Origin of the sequence: Arcanobacterium wilhelmae, from assembly GCF_029632765.1 — a bacterium.
GTDB classification, from domain to species: domain Bacteria; phylum Actinomycetota; class Actinomycetes; order Actinomycetales; family Actinomycetaceae; genus Arcanobacterium; species Arcanobacterium wilhelmae.
Genome location: NZ_CP121247.1, coordinates 180,526 through 198,106, shown reverse-complemented (window position 1 = coordinate 198,106; position 17,581 = coordinate 180,526). Strand labels below are relative to the sequence as shown.

15 protein-coding genes, 1 tRNA gene and 1 pseudogene are annotated in these 17,581 nt (G+C 62.6%); 2 read left to right on the top strand and 15 right to left on the bottom strand.

Annotation, left to right across the window (positions count from 1 at the left end):
- Positions 1-167 precede the first annotated feature (167 nt).
- Entirely contained in the window at positions 168-929 is a 762-nt protein-coding gene (locus tag P8A24_RS00920) for a hypothetical protein (protein WP_278058796.1), read from the bottom strand.
- Positions 929-1,216 (bottom strand): MerR family transcriptional regulator, encoded by a 288-nt coding sequence (locus tag P8A24_RS00915; RefSeq protein ID WP_278058794.1) that lies wholly within the window; start codon positions 1,214-1,216, stop codon positions 929-931. The genes P8A24_RS00920 and P8A24_RS00915 overlap by 1 nt, the downstream gene beginning before the upstream one ends.
- Positions 1,217-1,293: 77 nt before the next feature.
- Here P8A24_RS00915 and P8A24_RS08900 point away from each other — a divergent pair.
- A pseudogene (locus P8A24_RS08900) lies at positions 1,294-1,518 on the top strand (helix-turn-helix domain-containing protein); the annotation flags it as partial.
- 103 nt (positions 1,519-1,621) lie between these two features.
- On the opposite strand, the gene P8A24_RS00910 reads toward P8A24_RS08900, so the two are convergent.
- The 6 genes from P8A24_RS00910 to P8A24_RS00885 form a co-directional block, all read right to left on the bottom strand.
- Positions 1,622-1,694 (bottom strand) — tRNA-Thr (locus tag P8A24_RS00910).
- Between the two features lie 149 nt (positions 1,695-1,843).
- Positions 1,844-3,364, bottom strand: a complete 1,521-nt coding sequence (locus P8A24_RS00905; RefSeq protein WP_278058792.1) for an alpha/beta hydrolase — start codon at positions 3,362-3,364, stop codon at positions 1,844-1,846.
- 221 nt (positions 3,365-3,585) lie between these two features.
- A complete protein-coding gene (locus tag P8A24_RS00900; protein WP_278058791.1) occupies positions 3,586-4,806 on the bottom strand; it encodes a DNA polymerase III subunit delta' in 1,221 nt (406 codons plus the stop codon).
- Positions 4,803-5,417 (bottom strand): dTMP kinase, encoded by a 615-nt coding sequence (gene tmk, locus P8A24_RS00895; RefSeq protein ID WP_307014545.1) that lies wholly within the window; start codon positions 5,415-5,417, stop codon positions 4,803-4,805. Before tmk ends, P8A24_RS00900 begins: the two co-directional genes overlap by 4 nt.
- A gap of 120 nt (positions 5,418-5,537) precedes the next feature.
- A complete protein-coding gene (gene topA, locus P8A24_RS00890) occupies positions 5,538-8,279 on the bottom strand; it encodes a type I DNA topoisomerase (protein ID WP_278058788.1) in 2,742 nt (913 codons plus the stop codon).
- A 142-nt stretch (positions 8,280-8,421) separates the two neighbouring features.
- On the bottom strand, positions 8,422-9,966 hold the full coding sequence (locus P8A24_RS00885) for a methyltransferase (RefSeq protein WP_278058786.1): 1,545 nt from the start codon (positions 9,964-9,966) through the stop codon (positions 8,422-8,424).
- A gap of 197 nt (positions 9,967-10,163) precedes the next feature.
- Here P8A24_RS00885 and P8A24_RS00880 point away from each other — a divergent pair, with 197 nt between their 5' ends.
- Positions 10,164-12,569: a DEAD/DEAH box helicase gene (locus P8A24_RS00880; protein WP_278058784.1), complete on the top strand. Its 2,406-nt coding sequence runs from the start codon at positions 10,164-10,166 to the stop codon at positions 12,567-12,569.
- 58 nt (positions 12,570-12,627) lie between these two features.
- Here P8A24_RS00880 and P8A24_RS00875 read toward each other — a convergent pair whose 3' ends face one another.
- The 7 genes from P8A24_RS00875 to P8A24_RS00845 form a co-directional block, all read right to left on the bottom strand.
- Positions 12,628-12,936, bottom strand: a complete 309-nt coding sequence (locus tag P8A24_RS00875; protein ID WP_278058782.1) for a hypothetical protein — start codon at positions 12,934-12,936, stop codon at positions 12,628-12,630.
- Between the two features lie 11 nt (positions 12,937-12,947).
- Positions 12,948-13,388, bottom strand: coding sequence for a TadE family type IV pilus minor pilin (locus P8A24_RS00870; RefSeq protein WP_278058780.1), 441 nt, complete (start codon positions 13,386-13,388; stop codon positions 12,948-12,950).
- Positions 13,389-13,469: 81 nt separating this feature from the next.
- On the bottom strand, positions 13,470-13,661 hold the full coding sequence (locus P8A24_RS00865) for a DUF4244 domain-containing protein (protein WP_278058778.1): 192 nt from the start codon (positions 13,659-13,661) through the stop codon (positions 13,470-13,472).
- A gap of 301 nt (positions 13,662-13,962) precedes the next feature.
- Positions 13,963-14,532 carry a hypothetical protein gene (locus P8A24_RS00860; RefSeq protein ID WP_278058775.1) on the bottom strand — a complete coding sequence of 190 codons (570 nt, stop codon included), beginning with the start codon at positions 14,530-14,532 and terminating at the stop codon, positions 13,963-13,965.
- Positions 14,529-15,320, bottom strand: coding sequence for a type II secretion system F family protein (locus P8A24_RS00855; protein ID WP_278058773.1), 792 nt, complete (start codon positions 15,318-15,320; stop codon positions 14,529-14,531). The genes P8A24_RS00860 and P8A24_RS00855 overlap by 4 nt, the downstream gene beginning before the upstream one ends.
- Positions 15,317-16,564 (bottom strand): TadA family conjugal transfer-associated ATPase, encoded by a 1,248-nt coding sequence (locus P8A24_RS00850; protein WP_278058772.1) that lies wholly within the window; start codon positions 16,562-16,564, stop codon positions 15,317-15,319. The genes P8A24_RS00855 and P8A24_RS00850 overlap by 4 nt, the downstream gene beginning before the upstream one ends.
- Positions 16,561-17,520: a CpaE-like family protein gene (locus P8A24_RS00845; RefSeq protein ID WP_278058770.1), complete on the bottom strand. Its 960-nt coding sequence runs from the start codon at positions 17,518-17,520 to the stop codon at positions 16,561-16,563. Before P8A24_RS00845 ends, P8A24_RS00850 begins: the two co-directional genes overlap by 4 nt.
- Between the last annotated feature and the right edge of the window lie 61 nt (positions 17,521-17,581).

Below are 17,581 nucleotides of genomic sequence, written 5' to 3'. Positions count from 1 at the left end.
TCGATCATTCCTAGCCGGCCAAGCGTGGACCATTTGGGTAGAGAATCCACAGCATGGACCATCAAGCCATGAACAATTTTGTGAGCTAGGATCTCAATTAACTGCGAGAACTCACCGTACCAACCGCAAAATAGTCCACCCCACCGCTCGCATTTTCAACACATTACTTAGCGGGGTTCTTCAACCCGTTCGGACACGTCCTTGCGGGACGCGACCTCGATCGCGTTCTCCAGTAGGTCATTGGCCTGGGTCAGGCGCTCAAGGCTCAAGGTCAGCCCCATGCGGGCGTCGGACTCCTCACGCCCCGACAGTGTGGCCGCGAGGGGCTGATACTTTTTATGGAGGTCACGCAAACTTGCCGCGAACTGCTTCGCCTGCGTTGCAACACCCTGATCGGGCAAGACATTCGTGCGCTGGGCGAGCTCCTCGCCACGCGCAAGCTCGCGCTCCACCTGAGCAAGCACATCGGACAGGGTCCCATTCGCAGCTACAGACCGAGACGCAGTAGCGTCCTTGACCTTGCCAATATCCGCCTGCACCATCTGAGCAGCCTGCGTGACGTTCCGGGTCTCTTTCTCTAGATCCTTGAGTTTGCGGGCCACCACATCACCAGCCTCACGCGAGGTGTCGATACGCTTCTTCCCGCCAAAAGAATCGAGATACTTCAGATCGTTTCGCAGTTGTTCACAAGCGCGTGGCTGGGGCGCGAGAGTTCCACACACCTTCAAGGTTTCCTTGCCCTCGGCTTGTGCTTTACCACCGTCTGCGTGTGCAGCCTCGTAAGCCACCCACGCCTTGTCGTAAGCACTGGGCGTTTCATCCACACTCGCGCCACGTACCCACCACGCGCCCGCAGCCAGTACAACAGCACCTGCAACGCCACCACCGATCATCAGCTTCTGGCGCGTCGATAAATCCTGCACACCCATCAGAACAACTCCCCTTGGTTCGGATCGACGCTCTCCTCACCGAGAGCAGCGTCTGTCGTAATTGTGTTGTGCGCTTCTTCAGTCACCTCTGAAACAGGCGTCAAGATCGACTCAATATCCTCACGACGGAAAAACCGCCGCCCCGACGGCAAAACAACCGCAGGAATCTTCCCCTGCCGCGCCCAGCGCGCCAGTGTCGCCTCCGATGTTGAAGGCAGCAGTGCGGCAGCCTCCTTAGTATTCAGGAGGTCACTATCTCCGTTTTTGTGCGTCTCATGCAACTTCATGTCAACGATGATGCCATCAACAACTCGGCGAATCAACTCAATTTGTGCATACAGTGCAACTTTGGTACATTTTCTACATGACGATTCAAGACCGACCCGAGATTGGCGAGATGCGGCTCACGCACGACGCGGCACTGGGTCTCGCCATCAATCAACAGCTATACGCGACACACACACGGCACGATTCCCTCGCGGTTCTCCTCAACCTCTCAAAGTCAACCATCAGCCGTAAGCTTCGCGGCCTTGTCCCCTGGACAGCTGCAGAAATCAGCATCATTGCGGACTTCTTTGGCCTTTCCGGTGGCGACCTCATGCCTTCACGTGGTCCTGATGGCGAGTGGGTTCCCGCACCGTTTAAGCCGGGATATGCGAAAGCCCCGACCGCTGGGGCCGGGGCTTTATCGGAGCCACCTGAGAGAATCGAACTCTCGACCTATTCATTACGAGTGAATCGCTCTGCCGACTGAGCTAAGGTGGCGTTGCATTGCAACTTGATTAATGTAGCGGATGTGGGGTGTGCATTTCAAATGCACACCCCACATCCGCTTGTGATTCACGCCGCGCGGATCAGTTCACGAAGCCAGATTTGCCCACTCGGGGCAATCCCACACATCCCGTTGCGTGGCGTCACGCCGCGCAACGCTTTCCGTTCTCCGGCACCTTACCGTCGAGCAGGTATGCATTCACTGCATCCTCGATGCACTTGCCGCCACGCGGGTAGGCCGTGTGGCCATCACCCTCGTAGGTGAGGAGAACACCGTTATCCAGACCTTTCGCGAATTTCTCCGCCCAGCCATACGGGGTGGCAGGATCCCCAACCGTGCCCACCACAACAATCGGCGCAGAGCCCTTCGCCTTAAAGTTATCCACAATCTTCGCGCCCGACTTCGGGATCACCTGGCACTGATACTCCGAGTAGGGCATCGTCGGCCCGAGAATCGGAGCCTCCTTCGCCGCGATCTCAGACTGCTTGCGCCAGGTAGCCGGATCACCTTCCACCTGAGTATCCGCACAGCTGATCGCCGTGTTTGCCACCATCATGTTATTCGTGAACTCGCCCTTGGCATTGAGCCCGGCATACGAGCGGAAGAACGCATCAAACAGCGTGCCCTTGTTCTCGGTGAACACTTCGTTGAATGCGCGGCTCAGCAACGGCCAGCTCTCTGACGAATACAGTGGCGTAATGTATCCGATCGTCAGCGCCGCCTGGGTAAGCGGCTCATGATCGGTCGGGATCGGCTTGTGTTCCGTCTTTGCAAACAGATCAATAATCTTCTGGCGCGCCTGCTCACGATCACCCGTGAATGGGCAGTCCTTGCCCTTCAAGCACCAATCAAGGTAATTATTCGTCGCCACCTCGAAGCCTTTGAGCTGTGCGAGATAGCTATTGAAACCGTTCAGCGACGGATCGACCGCACCATCAAGCACCATGCGGTTCACGTTCTGTGGAAACAGCTCCGCATACGTTCCACCCAGCTGCGTACCGTACGAGAATCCCAGGAAGTTCATCTTGTCGCTCCCGAGCAGGTGGCGTGCAAGATCCAGATCCTGCGCCGCCTCGCGCGTACCGACGAACTTGATCGACTCGCCAGTGTTCTTCACACACGAATCTGCAAACTTCTTTACCGCTTCGTTCTGCGCCTTCTCCCCTTCGGGTGTGAGCGGATAGCTGGTGCGCAGGAACTCGAACATATCCTTATCGTCCAAGCACTTCACCGGCATCGACTTACCCACTCCTCGCGGTTCGACTCCCACAATGTCGTAAGAATCGAGCAACTTCTTCGGGAATTGCAGCGAGGACACCTCCACAAGCTCGGTTGCCGAACCGCCCGGGCCTCCCGGGTTCACAAACAGAACGTTGCCCTTGGAATTCTTCCCCACAGCCTTCTCGAGTGGAATGGTCACCTTCTTGCCCTCAGGATGCGAGTAATCCATCGGCGCTTCCATCGTGGCGCACATAAACTCTGCATCATCGCAGGGTTTCCATTCGATCTTCTGCCCGTAGAAACTCTCAAGACCTGCAGGAATAGCAGTTTTCGAACCGGTGGTTGTCTGCGCTTGGGGGCTCGCAGAACCACCGCCCGTCGCTCCCGAACAGGCGGCAAGCACGGCAACACTCATGACGGCAAGAATCTTGTGTATCTTCATGGAATTCACCCTACCGAATCTCCGCGCTGCACCGCCTACTCCCGCAAAAGGATGTGGAAAACCGTGGCACGAGCGATGTTCGTGGAAAACTTTTCCGAACCGCCGCACACCTCGCACGCCCGACGCTAGAGCCCCACCGACGTCGCGAGTCCCGGCAACCCACTACGCAACTACCAGCCCCGACGTCGGGGCTCAGCGTGCGGCTGGAAGCGGACTAGAACCTAGGCGTGGGGCGTAAGACGCAACGCCATCATTGCCGCTTCCATCGCGAGCTGCGGCGCCACGTTCGCGGCGAGGCGTTCGCGCGCCTCGCCGAGTTTCTCGATCTTTTTCAGCACGAGCGCGGGCGTGAGCTCGCTGGCTAAATTCGCGATCGCCTCAATGTAATCCTGGTTGATCAGCTCCACGTCGGAGCCGAGCTGGGTCACGAGCACGTCGCGGTACAGGCCGATCGCATAGATCAACTCGCGGTCGAGGAGATCGCGCTGGTTGCGCGTGGCGCGCTTCTTCGCTGAATCGAGGGCCGCCTTGATTTCCCCGCGCATCGAGGTGGGGACCTTCGAATCGGCATCCAGCCCGTAGGCCTCCATCACTTTGCGCTTGGCGGCCTCCGCCTGCGCATCTTTCGCAGCCTTCGCTGCTTTTGTGCCAGCTTTCGGCGTTTTCTCGCCGCGCATCGCTTCCGGATCCATCAGGCGGATGGCAGCCATTTCGGCGTCGCCCACGCCCTTGATCGAAACGATCGCGTCGAGCGTGTGGCGGCGGATCGCGGCGGCGCCGTCCTCGTTGAGCGCGAGCGCGCGAGCAACGCCCACGTGCGACTGCGAGGCTCGGGCCGCAAGCATCGCCTGCTTCGGCTCGATCCCGTCGCGCTCGACAAGCAGATCTGCAACTTCCTGCGCGGACGGGGTGACCAGATTGACGCCACGGCAGCGCGAGCGAATCGTGGGGAGCACGTCAGCGGGCGCGGCCGTACACAGCATCCACACGGTGTGTTCACCCGGCTCCTCGATCGCTTTGAGGAGCACGTTCGTGGTGCGCTCCACCATGCGGTCCGCGTCCTCAATCAGGAAAATCCTGTAGTGGCCCTGCGAGGGTGCGACGAAAGCGCTGGCCACATATTCGCGCACCTCGTCGGCGGAGATTGTGACGAGATCCGTGGAGACAGTGGTGAGATCCGGGTGGTTGTCGGCCATTGCGGCCAGGCATCCTGGGCACTGGCCGCAGCCGGGTTCGGGGCCGGTGCACAGCAGTGCGGCGGCGAGCGTACGCGCGGCGAGGGAACGGCCCGAACCTGGCGGGCCTGTGAACAGCCACGCGTGGCTCATGGCCGACGACGTCGGTGGCTCCTGGCCCTTTGCAAGCGCACGGCCCGCGGCCGCAGCGGCTTTGAGGACGTCGACGGCGGCCTCTTGGCCGACCAGAGAATCGAAGACGCTCATCGCGCACGCTCCAGGAGCGGTTCGATCGCGGCGAGGGCCGCGGCCGTGACCTGCTCGATCGGAGCGGCCGCGTCGATCACGCGGAAGCGCTCGGGTTCGCCGGCAGCCATCTCGAGGTAGGCGCGGCGAACCGACTCGTGGAAGGCGAGGCCTTCCGCCTCGAGGCGGTCTTTTTCCCCGCCGACGCGCTGTGCGCCGACGTCGGTGGGGACATCGAACAAGAGTGTGAGATCGGGTGTGAGTCGGTCCGTTGCCCACATCGAGAGCTCACGGATTTCCTCGGCCCCGAGGGAGCGTGCGCCTCCTTGGTAAGCGACGGATGAATCGATGTAGCGATCCTCGAGCACGATCGCGCCACGCTCAAGCGCAGGGCGCACGCGCGTGGCGATGTTTTGGGCGCGGTCGGCGGCGTAGAGAAGCGCCTCGGCTCGCGGGGCAACCTCGCCACCAAAAAGCAAAAGCTGGCGGATTTTCGCACCGAGTTCGGTGCCGCCTGGTTCGCGCGAGGTGAGCACCTCGAGGCCGCGCGATTCGAGCGCCACTTTGATAGCAGCGATCTGGGTGGTTTTGCCCGAGCCATCGCCGCCCTCAAACGTGATGAAAAGTCCCATCGCTCCCTCTCCTTGGCGCAGTGTGTGCCACGTCGGCCCTACACCCATAGTGTAGCCGCGCGACGTGTGGGCTGGGCGGGGAGGCCACAGCCTCCCCGCCCAGTTCCGCGGCATGAATTTTTACTCGGCCTTTTTCGCTGCTGGCTTTTTGGCCGTGGTTTTCTTGGCCGGAGTTTTCTTTGCGGCGGCCTTCTTCTTCCCAGCGCCGGAAACGGTGCGCTTCGTCTTGTTGCGAGCCTTCGGGCCACCCTGCTCTGCGATCTTCAGGCGGCGAGCCACGAGCAGCTTCTGGGCACGCTCGGCCGTAAGCTGGTTGATGTCGTCAGCTCGCGGCACAGAGGCGTTCGTCTCACCGTCGGTCACATACGGACCGAAGCGGCCGTCTTTGAGCACGATGTTCTTGCCGCTGACAGGATCCGGCCCAAACTCCGCGAGCGGCGGCTTGGCCGCGCGCGACCCGCGCTTCTTCGGCTCAGCAAAAATCTTCTCGGCCTCCTCGAGAGTGATCGTGAAGATCTGTTCCTCGCTCTCGAGCGACCGGGAATCCGAACCACGCTTCATGTACGGGCCGTAACGGCCGTTGGTTGCCTCGATCTGTTCACCGTTCGATTCGCCCACGATGCGCGGCAGGCTCAGCAGTTTCACTGCCTCATCGAGAGTCACAGTATCCGGGCTCATCGAGGCAAAAAGCGACGCCGTACGCGGCTTCGGCTTCACCTTCGACACCTTGCCTGTGGGCGTGAGCTGGACGGCATCCTCCGGAAGCACCTCGGAAACATATGGGCCAAAACGGCCATCCTTCACCACCAGCTCGTAGCCCGTGTTCGGATCCTTGCCGAGCGAGCGATGGCCCTGCAATGCGGCATCAAGCAGTTCCTTTGCCTTCGCCACATTCAGTTCGTCCGGGGAAACATCACCTGGCACGTTCGCGCGCTTGAGTTCGCCGGTTTCCTCGTCCACCTGCTCCAGGTAGGGCCCGTAGCGCCCCACGCGCACGGCGATCCCCTCGCCGATCTCGATTGTGTTCACGGCGCGGGCGTCGATCTCGCCCAGCGAATCGACCTGCTCATGCAGACCCTTCGCCTGACCCTTGCCGCGGTAGAACCCGGCCAAGTACTCCACTCGATCCTCGTGGCCGGTGGCGATCCTGTCCAGATCCTCTTCCATCTCGGCCGTGAAATCGTAATCGACCAGCGTCGGCAGATTTTCCTCGAGCAGGCGGATCACCGAGAACGCCGTCCAGGTAGGCACGAGCGCCTGGCCCTTGCGATCCACGTAGCCGCGGTCAATGATCGTGGAGATCGTGGAAGCGTAGGTGGACGGGCGCCCGATCCCCTTCTCTTCAAGAGTCTTGACCAGCGAGGCTTCCGTGTAACGCGGCGGCGGCGTGGTTTCGTGGCCATCCGCCGACGCCGAACGCTCGGCGAGCACGTCACCTTCAGCAAGCTTGGGCAGACGGCTCTCCGCCTTCTCCTCGTAGCGCTTCACGTCCGCACCCTCTTCGTAGGCTGCGAGGAAGCCCGGGAACGTAATGATCGTGCCCGACGCACCCAGCGTGGCGGTCTGTGCGCCAGCGGCACCAGCAAGCGGAGCCTCGATCTTGATCGACGCGGTGGAACCCTTCGCGTCTTCCATTTGGGAGGCCACCGTACGCTTCCAGATCAGCTCGTACAGCGCATACTCGCGACCTTGGAGCTGGCCGGCCACCTCGCTTGGCATGCGGAATGAATCGCCGGCAGGGCGGATGGCCTCGTGGGCCTCCTGCGCGCCCTTCGACTTCGACGTGTAGAAGCGTGGCTTTTCCGGCAGCGACGCTACGCCGTACAGTTCCTTGATCTGTGCACGGGCGGCGTTCATCGCCTCAGTGGAAAGATTCACCGAATCCGTACGCATGTAGGTAATAAAACCGTTTTCGTACAGCGACTGTGCGATGCGCATCGTATCGCGCGAGCTCAGGCGCAACTTGCGCGAGGCCTCCTGCTGGAGCGTCGAGGTGGTAAACGGGGCGGCCGGACGGCGCTTGTATGGCTTCGTCTCCACGCTCGAAACCGTCGCTTCGCCGCCCTCGAGAGCGGCCGCGATCGCCTTCGCGTCCTCGGCGCTCAGCACCCGAACGCCAGCCTTCGCCGACTTCGCAACCAGCGCACCGGCGTCGTCGAAATCCTTACCGGATGCGATGCGCGCGCCGTCTACGGACGCAAGCTTCGCCTCGAACTCTTCCGACCCTTTCGCAAGCTGAGCCGTGACGTCCCAATACGACGCAGGCACGAACGCCATGCGCTCGCGCTCGCGCTCTACCACGAGACGCGTGGTGACCGACTGCACGCGGCCAGCCGAAAGCGACGGCGCAACCTTGCGCCACAAGAGCGGCGAAACTTCGTACCCCACGAGGCGGTCCAGGATTCGGCGTGATTCCTGCGCATCCACGAGCTGCGTATCGAGCTCACGCGTGTTCGACAGCGCGCGGTGGATCGCCTCCTTCGTGATCTCGTGGAACACCATGCGCTTGACCGGAACCTTCGGCTTGAGAACCTCGAGAAGGTGCCACGCAATCGCCTCACCCTCTCGGTCCTCATCGGTTGCGAGATAGAGCTCGTCAGCTTTCTTCAGCTTCGCCTTGAGCTCCGTGACCTTCTTTTTCTTATCCGGGTTCACCACGTAATAGGGATCAAAATCGCCCTCAACGTTCACCGCGAACTTGCCGTACGGGCCCTTTTTCATATCTGCGGGCAGGGCTGAAGGTTGCGGCAAATCGCGGATATGACCGACCGACGCCTCGACGTCGTAATCACTTCCGAGGTATTTGCCGATTGTCTTTGCCTTGGCAGGAGACTCGACGATCACCAGTTTCGTCACTGACATTCCTTCTTTCTTGCCCGGATGGGTGCGCGGAGTTGCCGGCTTGTGCGCCGGTTTCTCCCGCATAGTACTCACATCTCCCCCACGGCGTGCAAACTGGGCACGCCGACACTGTGGAAAAGAGTGGCACGAGGCGATCTGTGGATTACTTTTTCTCTACGAGCATTCCGAGGCGAACCATCCGCACGACGTCGGGGCCGATCTTGTCCTCAATCTGCGCAGCTTCTTGCCCGAGAAGTTGGGCCAGAGCCGCCGTAATCTGACCGGCCGTGAGCTCGCCGTCGCACACGGAAACGAAGCCGGCCAGCTCGGTACTGGCAAGGACTTCCTCTCCAAAAGAATCCGTTTGCGTGAACTTGATCAGCCACGGATCTTCCGCTCCCGGCGAATAGAACCGATGCTCCGCGACGTCGGTGGCAACCAGGCGCGCATGTGCCGGGAACTCGCCGCCTGCCGCGAGCGCGCGCTGACTCCACACGCGTTCCACGTACTCGCGCGGATTCGCTGGCGCTGAGCCTCGCAATTCGGTATGGACGTGCACACCGGCGTCGGCGGCGCCGAGGAGCACGTAGCCGAAGCCGACGGCTTCCACTCCGCGGGTGTGGAAATCGCCGAGCCATGCGCGGTAGGCGGCTGCGAACTCCGGCGAGCCTGGGCGTAGCCCGCCGTCACGAATCCAGGTTTCCACGTACTGTTCGGGTTCGAGAAGATCGCGCTGGATCAGTAGCGAATCCGCGCTCCCCGTCCAACTTTCCGGACGCTCGTACCACTCGCTTCCCTCGGGGATCTCCCAGTTTGCCAGCAGGTAGCCGCGCCCTGCAGGGGTGAGGTGCTTGCCGATCCCACGCACCACCGTCTCCACGAGAGAATCCCCGGAGAGTGAGGCGTCACGGTATTCCATCTCTCCGAGCACCTCGCGCACCGGCGCGGGCGTGATGACGAACGGCGGGTTGGAGACGACGACGTCGAAGCTCTCACCCGCAACCGGCTCGAACAGCGAGCCTTCACGCCAGTCGATATCGACGCCGTTCAGGCGCGCGTTGAAACGCGCGAACTCGAGGCCGCGGGTGGAAATATCGGTGGCCACCACGTGTGCTCCCGCGAGAGCCGCGAGGATCGCGTGGAAGCCGCAGCCAGTACCGAGATCGAGTACGCTCTGACCTTCCTCGTAGTGTGTGAGCGAGGCGAGCGTGCGCGTGGCGCCGCCGATCCCCATCACATGATCAGGAGCGAGGACATTGCCTTGGAGCGCGCCGGCGTCGTGAGCGAAGTAGGCGGTGCGCCGCGGACCGACCTCGTATGCCGTGATCTGGAACGGGCACGCGTAGCGTAGCTCGTCACCAGCGCCGCACACATCCCCTGCGGGGGCGTCCTCCGCAGTGGTGTGCGAAACTGCGCCCGAGCCGTGCACTCCTGTTTCGTCTTCTGTGGAGCCAACGCGGATCAGCCCGTCGCGGCTGTCGAGAGACGGCAACACCTCGCGCAGCTCGGCCTCGGTGAGCGCTTCCCCGAGGAGGAAGAAGCGGATCAGGAGCGAGGCACGGTCAGTTTCCCCTTCCAGAGCCAATGACGCCGGTGCGGGCATGTCGCGAGAAAGCGCGGCCAGCGCCGACGCCGGGATGCGTTTGCGCATCGCGGCCGGAGTATAGGGAAGAAGATCGGACGGATCGAATGGCAAGGATGTGGTCATACCTCTTATTCTTGCACGACAGGCTCTGCCACTAGGAAGCCGCCTGAATCCGGATCTCAGTGCTTCCTTTTTACTGCCAGAGAGCAGCACTTTTTATTGCCAAAGCACAACACCTTCGGCGCATGTTCCGATCCCACACACCACACAACGTGACGCCACACCTACCGCTCGCCCGATTTTCGCGGCACACTAGTGCGGTGGCAACTTTGCTTGATGTTGTCCGCGCGCACGGCGCCGACCAGATCACTGGGATCGAGGAGATCCCGCCGCGCCCCGCACGCTTCGGCGAGTGGGGCGAATGGGTGGCGCCCACAGTGCTCGAAGCGCTGTGGAATGTAGGGATTCCCCGCCCATGGACACACCAGGCCCAAGCTGCCGACCTGCTCCACGCAGGCAACCACGTGGTGCTCGCGACCGGAACCGGAAGTGGAAAATCGCTTGCCGCATGGGTACCCGTGTTGTCCGCTATCGAAGAGGCACGCGATGCACGTTCCTCGCTGGCACACGTGGTTCGCTGCCCCACGGCTCTCTACCTCTCGCCAACGAAGGCGCTCGCGGCCGACCAGGAGAACTCACTCTCAGCGCTCGCCGCGTCCGTGAACCCACGGATCGGGATCGCCACCGTTGACGGCGACGCCGATACTCCCACCCGTTCTTGGGCCCGCGACTACGCCGACATCGTGCTCACCAACCCCGATTTCGTCAACCATGCGATGCTCGCAAGCAGCGAACGCTGGGGCAGGCTGTGGCGTGGCCTGAGCTTCGTGGTGCTCGACGAGTTTCACTCCTACCGCGGGACGTTTGGTTCGAACGTTGCCCTTGTGGTGCGTAGGCTCCTGCGCTTGGCACGCCATTACGGGGCGAATCCGCGCGTCATCTTCCTCTCGGCAACCTCTGGCGATCCAGCCGCGAGCGCGAGGCGGTTCCTCGGTGAGGCGTTCGGGCCGGTCACGGCAGTCACGGACGACGGATCGCCAACTGGCGCACGCCAGATCGTCACGTTGCAAACAGCACCCCTCGATAGCGAGAACGCCGTTCCAGCAGGCCAGATCACGCCCTCGTCCGACGGCGAACTCTCCGACGTCAAGCGCCGCGCAGCGAACACCGAAGCGGGCGAACTCACCGCACGCCTCGTGGCAAGCGGCGCGAGCGTGCTGACGTTCGTGCGCTCGCGGCCGGCCGCGGAACGCGTGGCCGAAGTGGCACACCACACCCTCGCACAATCAGCGCCGCACCTTGATGGTACAGTGGCCGCCTATCGCGGAGGCTACCTTCCCGAGGAACGCCGAGAGCTGGAAAAACAGCTGCGTACCGGCGATCTTCGGGCGCTCGCCACCACATCTGCACTCGAGCTTGGCATTGACGTTTCTGGCCTCGACGCCGTGATCGTTACCGGATGGCCGGGGACGCACTCCTCGTTCCAGCAACAGATCGGCCGTGCGGGACGTGCAGGGAACAGCGGATTGGCGGTCTTTATTGGCCGCGACAATCCTCTCGACCAGTACGTGCTCGCGCATCCGGAAACGCTCGCGAACACACCGGCGGAAACCAACGTGTTCGACCCGGCGAACCCGTGGATTCTCCCGGCGCACCTGTGTGCTGCGGCGGGAGAACTTCCGCTGACGGAGGCGGACGCGCCAATCTTTTCACTCCCAGATACATCATTTTTCTCCTCTCTCGAAACCGAAGGGCTACTCGTTAAGCGCCCTGCGGGCTGGTTTTGGAACCCTGCGATGCGCACCTCGCCCCACTCGCTGGTGGATATGCGAGGCGGTGGCACCACCGTGTCGATTATTGATTCGGCCTCAGGCGCCTTGCTCGGCACAGTGGACGAGGGCCGCGCCGAATCGACCGTCCACCCCGGCGCGATTTATCTGCACCAGGGCGTGCCGTACCAGGTGGAAACCCTGGCTGACGACGTCGCGCTTGTTCACTTGCACCGCGAAGACGAGCTACGCACCTATCCACGCGAGGAAACGAGCGTGGAGATCCTTCACCCCCTCGCCTCGACTGAGGCTGGCCCGGTGAGCTGGAACTACGGCAAAGTTGTGGTGACAAACCGAGTGGTGGGCTACGACGTGCGCCGCGTGAAGGACGGCATGTACCTGGGGATGGTTCCCCTGGAGATGCCACTCCACCAGTTCGAGACCACCGGCTGCTGGTTCACTGCCACCGAGCCAGCAACCCGCGAAGCAGGGATCGGTGCCGGCGATCTTCCCGGTGCGCTTCACGGCGCCGAGCACACCATGATCGGCCTGCTCCCACTGTTCGCCACCTGTGACCGCTGGGACCTCGGCGGCCTCTCCACCGCGCTGCACGGATCAACCGGACAGCCCACCGTGATCGTTCACGACGCAATAGCCGGCGGAGCCGGCGCCGCACTGCGCGGATACGAAGCCGGGCTCGACTGGCTCGAAGCGACCCTCGAAACCTTGCGTTCCTGCCCCTGCGACGCCGGCTGCCCGCGTTGCGTACAATCCCCGAAGTGCGGGAACAACAACTCCCCGCTCTCCAAAGACGGCGCGATCACGTTACTCACCCTCGTCACCGACAAGCTTCGCCATGCGAACTCTGCCACTCTCGCGAAGCGGACGCGCGCGTAGGTAACGAGTAAAACCAGCCCAGATCCCCAGTGAAACTTCCCCTAAGAAAGCCTCACTATCACGGTTCTGGACCGGCCACAGCATCGGCTTTCAGCAACCCTGGAAGCCACGCCAGTGGAGAATCGAGCCGCGCACTGACGTGGACGTTTTCGCCCTCGATTTCGCACGCAGCCTCATATTCACTCATGTGTTCGCTCACCCATGAGCAGGCCTGTACTGGATCCCCCGTATCCGCGAGGATCTGAGCTGCCGAGATCGCGGCGAGATCCGCACTGTTGCGCATGTTCGTGGCCTGCGAACTCAGGCTCAGGGCTCCAAACACCATCACACACACGCTCAGGATTGCGCTGATCGCTCCAATCGCCATTGGCATATCGATCAGCGCTCCGGCCCGCGTATGCCGGGTTCGAGAACCACATGGTGTTTACCCGTGAAAGTGATTCCGAAATACGCCAGCGCACCATGAGCAGGCGCGCTCACGCTCACGTTTAACGCGCGCCCGGATTGTCCGATCAGGACTTGAGCATCCTCACCGGCTGTCGCTCTCGCAATCGCCATTGCCTCCGATTCGTTGGCACCTAATGAGATGGCTCGGCTCACCTCGCGCGCAGCTGTATCAGTTGCAGAGATACCTTGTGCTCCCACGATGCACGAGATGAGGAAAACCACCACTAGTGCCACCACTGGGAGCACTATCGCGAACTCCGCCGTGACCATGCCCGATTCTGTACGAGCATCGGGCGCCCGCCGCCCACGAGTACCCACAGAAGTTGCCGAACTCATGCGCGGTGTTTCCATCCGAGCGAACCAGCTCCTCATCGCTCTGCTCCTTTCAATTCGTGCCAGGATTCATGGTGGTGGGGAGGGGAGCAAACGCTCCCCTCCCCACCACCATGCCGATCAGATGAACATCGAGAACGCACCCTTAAAGACCGAACCGATGAGCTCCTTGAACCAGTCTTGCTGGAACAACCACACAAGAATTCCCGCGAACGAGGTGGTCGCGACAGTTCCCACCGCGTATTCTGCCGAGACCATTCCTGCTTCAGCCTTCGTGCCGATGCCTGCAACCTTTGCCCAGAACTTCTTCATGATGACCGTGTCCTTTTCTCTCCCCTTTTTGGGAGCTTAGCCTCCACGAAATGGAGGATGAATTTTTCCTATCGACGCTCGTTTACCACTTTTAGATGGTTTCCCTTGCGACACATATAGTTTCGCGCACTTAGAAAACTTTAAGTGCGGGCAATTTTCTTTCTGTGGATACTGGTGTCACAGAACGACACTGTGGAAAACTTTCGCCCGCCCACATCGTCGAACACACAAAAACGCCAACGTCGACGCACCAGCTTCACACGCAACTGGCACACCGACGTCGGCAACATCACCTTGACCCTCACAGCAGTTTCTCTGCGAACGACACCACCACCGGAACCACCCCAAGCAACACGAACGCAGGCAAAAAACACAACCCCAGCGGCACAACGAGCTGGCTACCCAATTTCGCTGCAGCCTCCTTCGCACGCCGAGCACGAGTGACCCGCAGCGTCTGCGCGGAACGTTGTAACAACGGAACAGGAGCAGCGCCGTCGAGCCACGCAGGAGCGAGCGCATCCCGTAACCGACAAAATCCCTCCCAGCTTCCCTCCCACGCGTCGTCCCAGCTGGCACCCATCACAAGCCGGCCGGCAACCTCACTCAGGGAAGCCTCGCGATCCGCCAATTTTCGCGCTCGCCACGGCAACACCCCGACGTCGGCGCCACCACTACCGTTGGTACGCGCGAGAGCATGGTCCACCGCGCGCAAACACGACGGGATCGACACCCCCGCAGCCAACGCCGCCACCGCCAAATCAAGAACCACCGCCGGATCAACATTCCCTTCGGGCCGAGCCCTGCGCACGCTTCGCACCCCCGCCGGAACGAGCCACACGAGCCCCACCGCCGCACACAAAATCACGATCATTCCACCGCCTCCTTTTCCTTCGCCACCCGGACCATCCGCCACACCAACCAGATCCCAGCCACCTCGAACACCAACCCCGCCCCGAACGTCACCTTCCCCATCAGCGTCGCCACGAACTCTCCCAGGCGAATGCCGAGCATCCATGCCAAAAACATTCCAAAAAACGGCAATACGGCAAGCATCTGTGCGCTCGTGATCGGCCCGGCGAGAGCCACGTCGCGGGCCGACTTCGCCTCGCCCGTCTCCGTAATCCCAGCCGCACAGGCTTCCAAGATCTCCGCCATCGGCGCACCGGTAGCGCTCCCCATCCGGCACACGGCGAAAGTGGCAGGCAGCGTGGCGGCCGCGATTGACGTGATGCCGCGCTGCCTGCGTTGCCATCGCCCGGCATTCCACAGTTCTCGCAGAACAACAGGCACACCTTCACGGTCGAGCACCGCCCCGGTGGAACCAGGCGATGTCCATTTGGGCGGGTTTTCCTGCCCTTTGCGCCAGATACGGCGCAAACGCCCACCTAGGCCCACGAGATGACCACCTTCCCCCTCCATGCCCGCGCTCTCCAGCGCCATCGCCCAGGCTCGCTCAATCGTTGCGCCGGAGCGCAACCGCGTGGCCACCTCGGTGATGAGCATGCCCATGTCGAGCTCTTTGCGCCGTCGTCGAACACCTCGACGCCGGCGTCGCCGCGTTCCGTGCTCGCCGCGACGCTCGCCAACCGGCGCACCAAATCGCCGCACGCTCACGTACATCACGGCCATTACGGCCACCCCTGCAACCAGCCACATCATCGGCCCGTCACCTCCTCCACGGCGATGCCGAGCCGCTCGCACAGTTTCTCCGCTCCCGGGCCAGCAACCACGCGTTCTCTCCCGACGCCGACTCCCCCAGTCGCACCAGAACCACCAGCTACGCTCAAACCACCAGCGCCACAGCCCCCAGTTTCCCCACCGCCGTCGCGAATCACGCTGAACGCCTCCTTCGCCACAAGTTCCCCACGCACGCGTTCGAGCACCGCGATCTGCGCCAAAAATCTGCGCCGCCCGGCACGCTTGACATGGATCACAGCGTCGAGAGCGGAAGCGGCCTGCGCCGCCACGGTGGCCTCGTCCATGCCGGCGAGCGCTCCGAGTGCCGTGAGGCGCGAAGGCACATCCACCGCCGAATTCGCGTGGATCGTTGCCCATCCGCCTTCATGGCCGGTGTTGAGCGCGCCAAGCACGTCGCGCACTTCACCGCCGCGACATTCACCCAGGATGATCCGGTCGGGCCGCATACGCATCGCCGCGCGCACCAGATCACTCATCGTCACCTCGCCCACGCCCTGCACGTTCGCCCGCCGCACCTGCAGATGCACCACGTGCGGGTGGCTAGGTGCAAGCTCCGCAGACTCCTCGATCACGAGGATGCGCTCGCTGGGCGGCACGAGCTGCAAAATCGCGTTGAGGAACGTGGTTTTTCCACTGCCGGTTGCTCCCGAAATAATCGCGTTCGCCTTCGCGGCGACGAGTGCTCGCGACAGCACAGCGAACCCCGCCGGCACCGAGCCGTTCGCTACCAGTTCCTCCAACGTCAGTTTGCGTGTGCGATGCGTTCGCAGCGAAATCAACGTTCCCTCCGCGGCGAGCGGCGGCACGAGCGCGTGCAGACGCACGCCTGAGGGAAACGTTCCGTCCACGATGGGAGAGGCATCATCGAGGCGCTGCCCGCACCCCGCCGCAAGACGCACGGCAAGCGCACGCACACCCTCTTCACTTGCGAGCTGCGGGTCTGTTGCGGGCATTTTTTCCATTCCTGCCCCGCGATCGACCCAGAGTTCTCCCGGACCGTTGACGACGACGTCGGTGACTGCCGGATCCTCCAGTAGCGGCCCGATTGTTTCGCCGGCACCCTCGATTTGGTGGCGCACTGCCACCTCGAGGCTAGCGAGCTCGTCGGTGGAGGCGGCCCGCACGTCCGCGAGCGCACCACTCATCGGTGCGCCGGCGGCCAGCCTGCGCCGGATTGTCTTCATTTGTGCTGGTGAGAGCTTCATGCCAGCTCCTTCACGTAGGCCGCGATCCGCGCAATGTCTTTCGCGACGGCGGAGCGGGTGCGGCTTCCGGGCGCAAGCCCATGATCGACGTCGGCGCTGAAGCCGCGCGCCTGCGCCAACGCAAAGCATTCACGTTCGAGCAGGCTCGCGACGTGCGCAAGCTCTCCACCGGAGTTGGTGGCAACGACGGGCACCGTGTTGTGCCCGAGCCGCTCCAGCGCGACTTTCGCACCGGCAATGCCCACTTCCGACGTCGGGGCGAGCATGAGGACCACATCGCACCAGTCGAGGACGGAACGGTTCTCGCCGAGCGCGCTCGTCCCGAGGTCGAGTACCGTGACGGGGCAGATTTGCGCGACGGCGGCGATCGCCCGCGCACCGACGTCGCCGGTGGGGAACGCGCCGCGTTCGTCGGCGGAGAGCACCCGAACGCCGCGCCACGTGGGCAACGATTCGACGAGCCGGCCGGCGAGCAGACCGCCGGTGCGCGCGACGTCGGCCCAGCGGGTTCCGCAGGCGTGGTGGATCGCGAGTGTGAGGTCGATGCCGGCGGAGGCTGGATTGGCGTCGATTAGGCCTGTTCCTGCACCGAGTTCACGCGCGAGCATCGCCGCCGTGCTCGTCGCGCCGATCCCGCCCGCGCTCGCACACACTCCCACCACTTGCCCGCGTAGCGTGGCACCCACCGACACCATCAGTTCGAGGATATCGGCCGTGTCGGTTCGCAGATCGAGATCCACGCGCCCTGCAGCGAAGTAGGGTGCGAACATTTCGTGAAAGGATGCGATAACGTGCCCGTCCACAGCGCCGTCGCAGGTGAAGTTGAGGACGCCGACGGCGCCAGGGGCGCACGTGATGTCGATTCCGACGAGGGAGGCGAGGCGCGCAAGTTCGTCGTAAACGTGGTCAGCTGGGCCGTGGTAGACGGCCGATTCGCAATTCAATGTTGTCTCCATGGCACCACTGTGGCGCGCGCGGCCACCGGGCCGCCTACCACCGTCGCACCCCTGTGGAAAA

Coding starts and splice junctions, on each gene's coding strand:
- P8A24_RS00855 (WP_278058773.1), bottom strand. CDS start 15,320: ATGATGTGGCTGGTTGCAGGGGTGGCCGTAATGGCCGTGATGTACGTG.
- P8A24_RS00850 (WP_278058772.1), bottom strand. CDS start 16,564: ATGAAGCTCTCACCAGCACAAATGAAGACAATCCGGCGCAGGCTGGCC.
- P8A24_RS00915 (WP_278058794.1), bottom strand. CDS start 1,216: ATGAAGTTGCATGAGACGCACAAAAACGGAGATAGTGACCTCCTGAAT.
- P8A24_RS00870 (WP_278058780.1), bottom strand. CDS start 13,388: ATGAGGAGCTGGTTCGCTCGGATGGAAACACCGCGCATGAGTTCGGCA.
- P8A24_RS00920 (WP_278058796.1), bottom strand. CDS start 929: ATGGGTGTGCAGGATTTATCGACGCGCCAGAAGCTGATGATCGGTGGT.
- topA (WP_278058788.1), bottom strand. CDS start 8,279: ATGTCAGTGACGAAACTGGTGATCGTCGAGTCTCCTGCCAAGGCAAAG.
- P8A24_RS00885 (WP_278058786.1), bottom strand. CDS start 9,966: ATGACCACATCCTTGCCATTCGATCCGTCCGATCTTCTTCCCTATACT.
- P8A24_RS00875 (WP_278058782.1), bottom strand. CDS start 12,936: ATGGCGATTGGAGCGATCAGCGCAATCCTGAGCGTGTGTGTGATGGTG.
- P8A24_RS00845 (WP_278058770.1), bottom strand. CDS start 17,520: ATGGAGACAACATTGAATTGCGAATCGGCCGTCTACCACGGCCCAGCT.
- P8A24_RS00865 (WP_278058778.1), bottom strand. CDS start 13,661: ATGAAGAAGTTCTGGGCAAAGGTTGCAGGCATCGGCACGAAGGCTGAA.
- P8A24_RS00905 (WP_278058792.1), bottom strand. CDS start 3,364: ATGAAGATACACAAGATTCTTGCCGTCATGAGTGTTGCCGTGCTTGCC.
- P8A24_RS00860 (WP_278058775.1), bottom strand. CDS start 14,532: ATGATCGTGATTTTGTGTGCGGCGGTGGGGCTCGTGTGGCTCGTTCCG.
- P8A24_RS00900 (WP_278058791.1), bottom strand. CDS start 4,806: ATGAGCGTCTTCGATTCTCTGGTCGGCCAAGAGGCCGCCGTCGACGTC.
- tmk (WP_307014545.1), bottom strand. CDS start 5,417: ATGGGACTTTTCATCACGTTTGAGGGCGGCGATGGCTCGGGCAAAACC.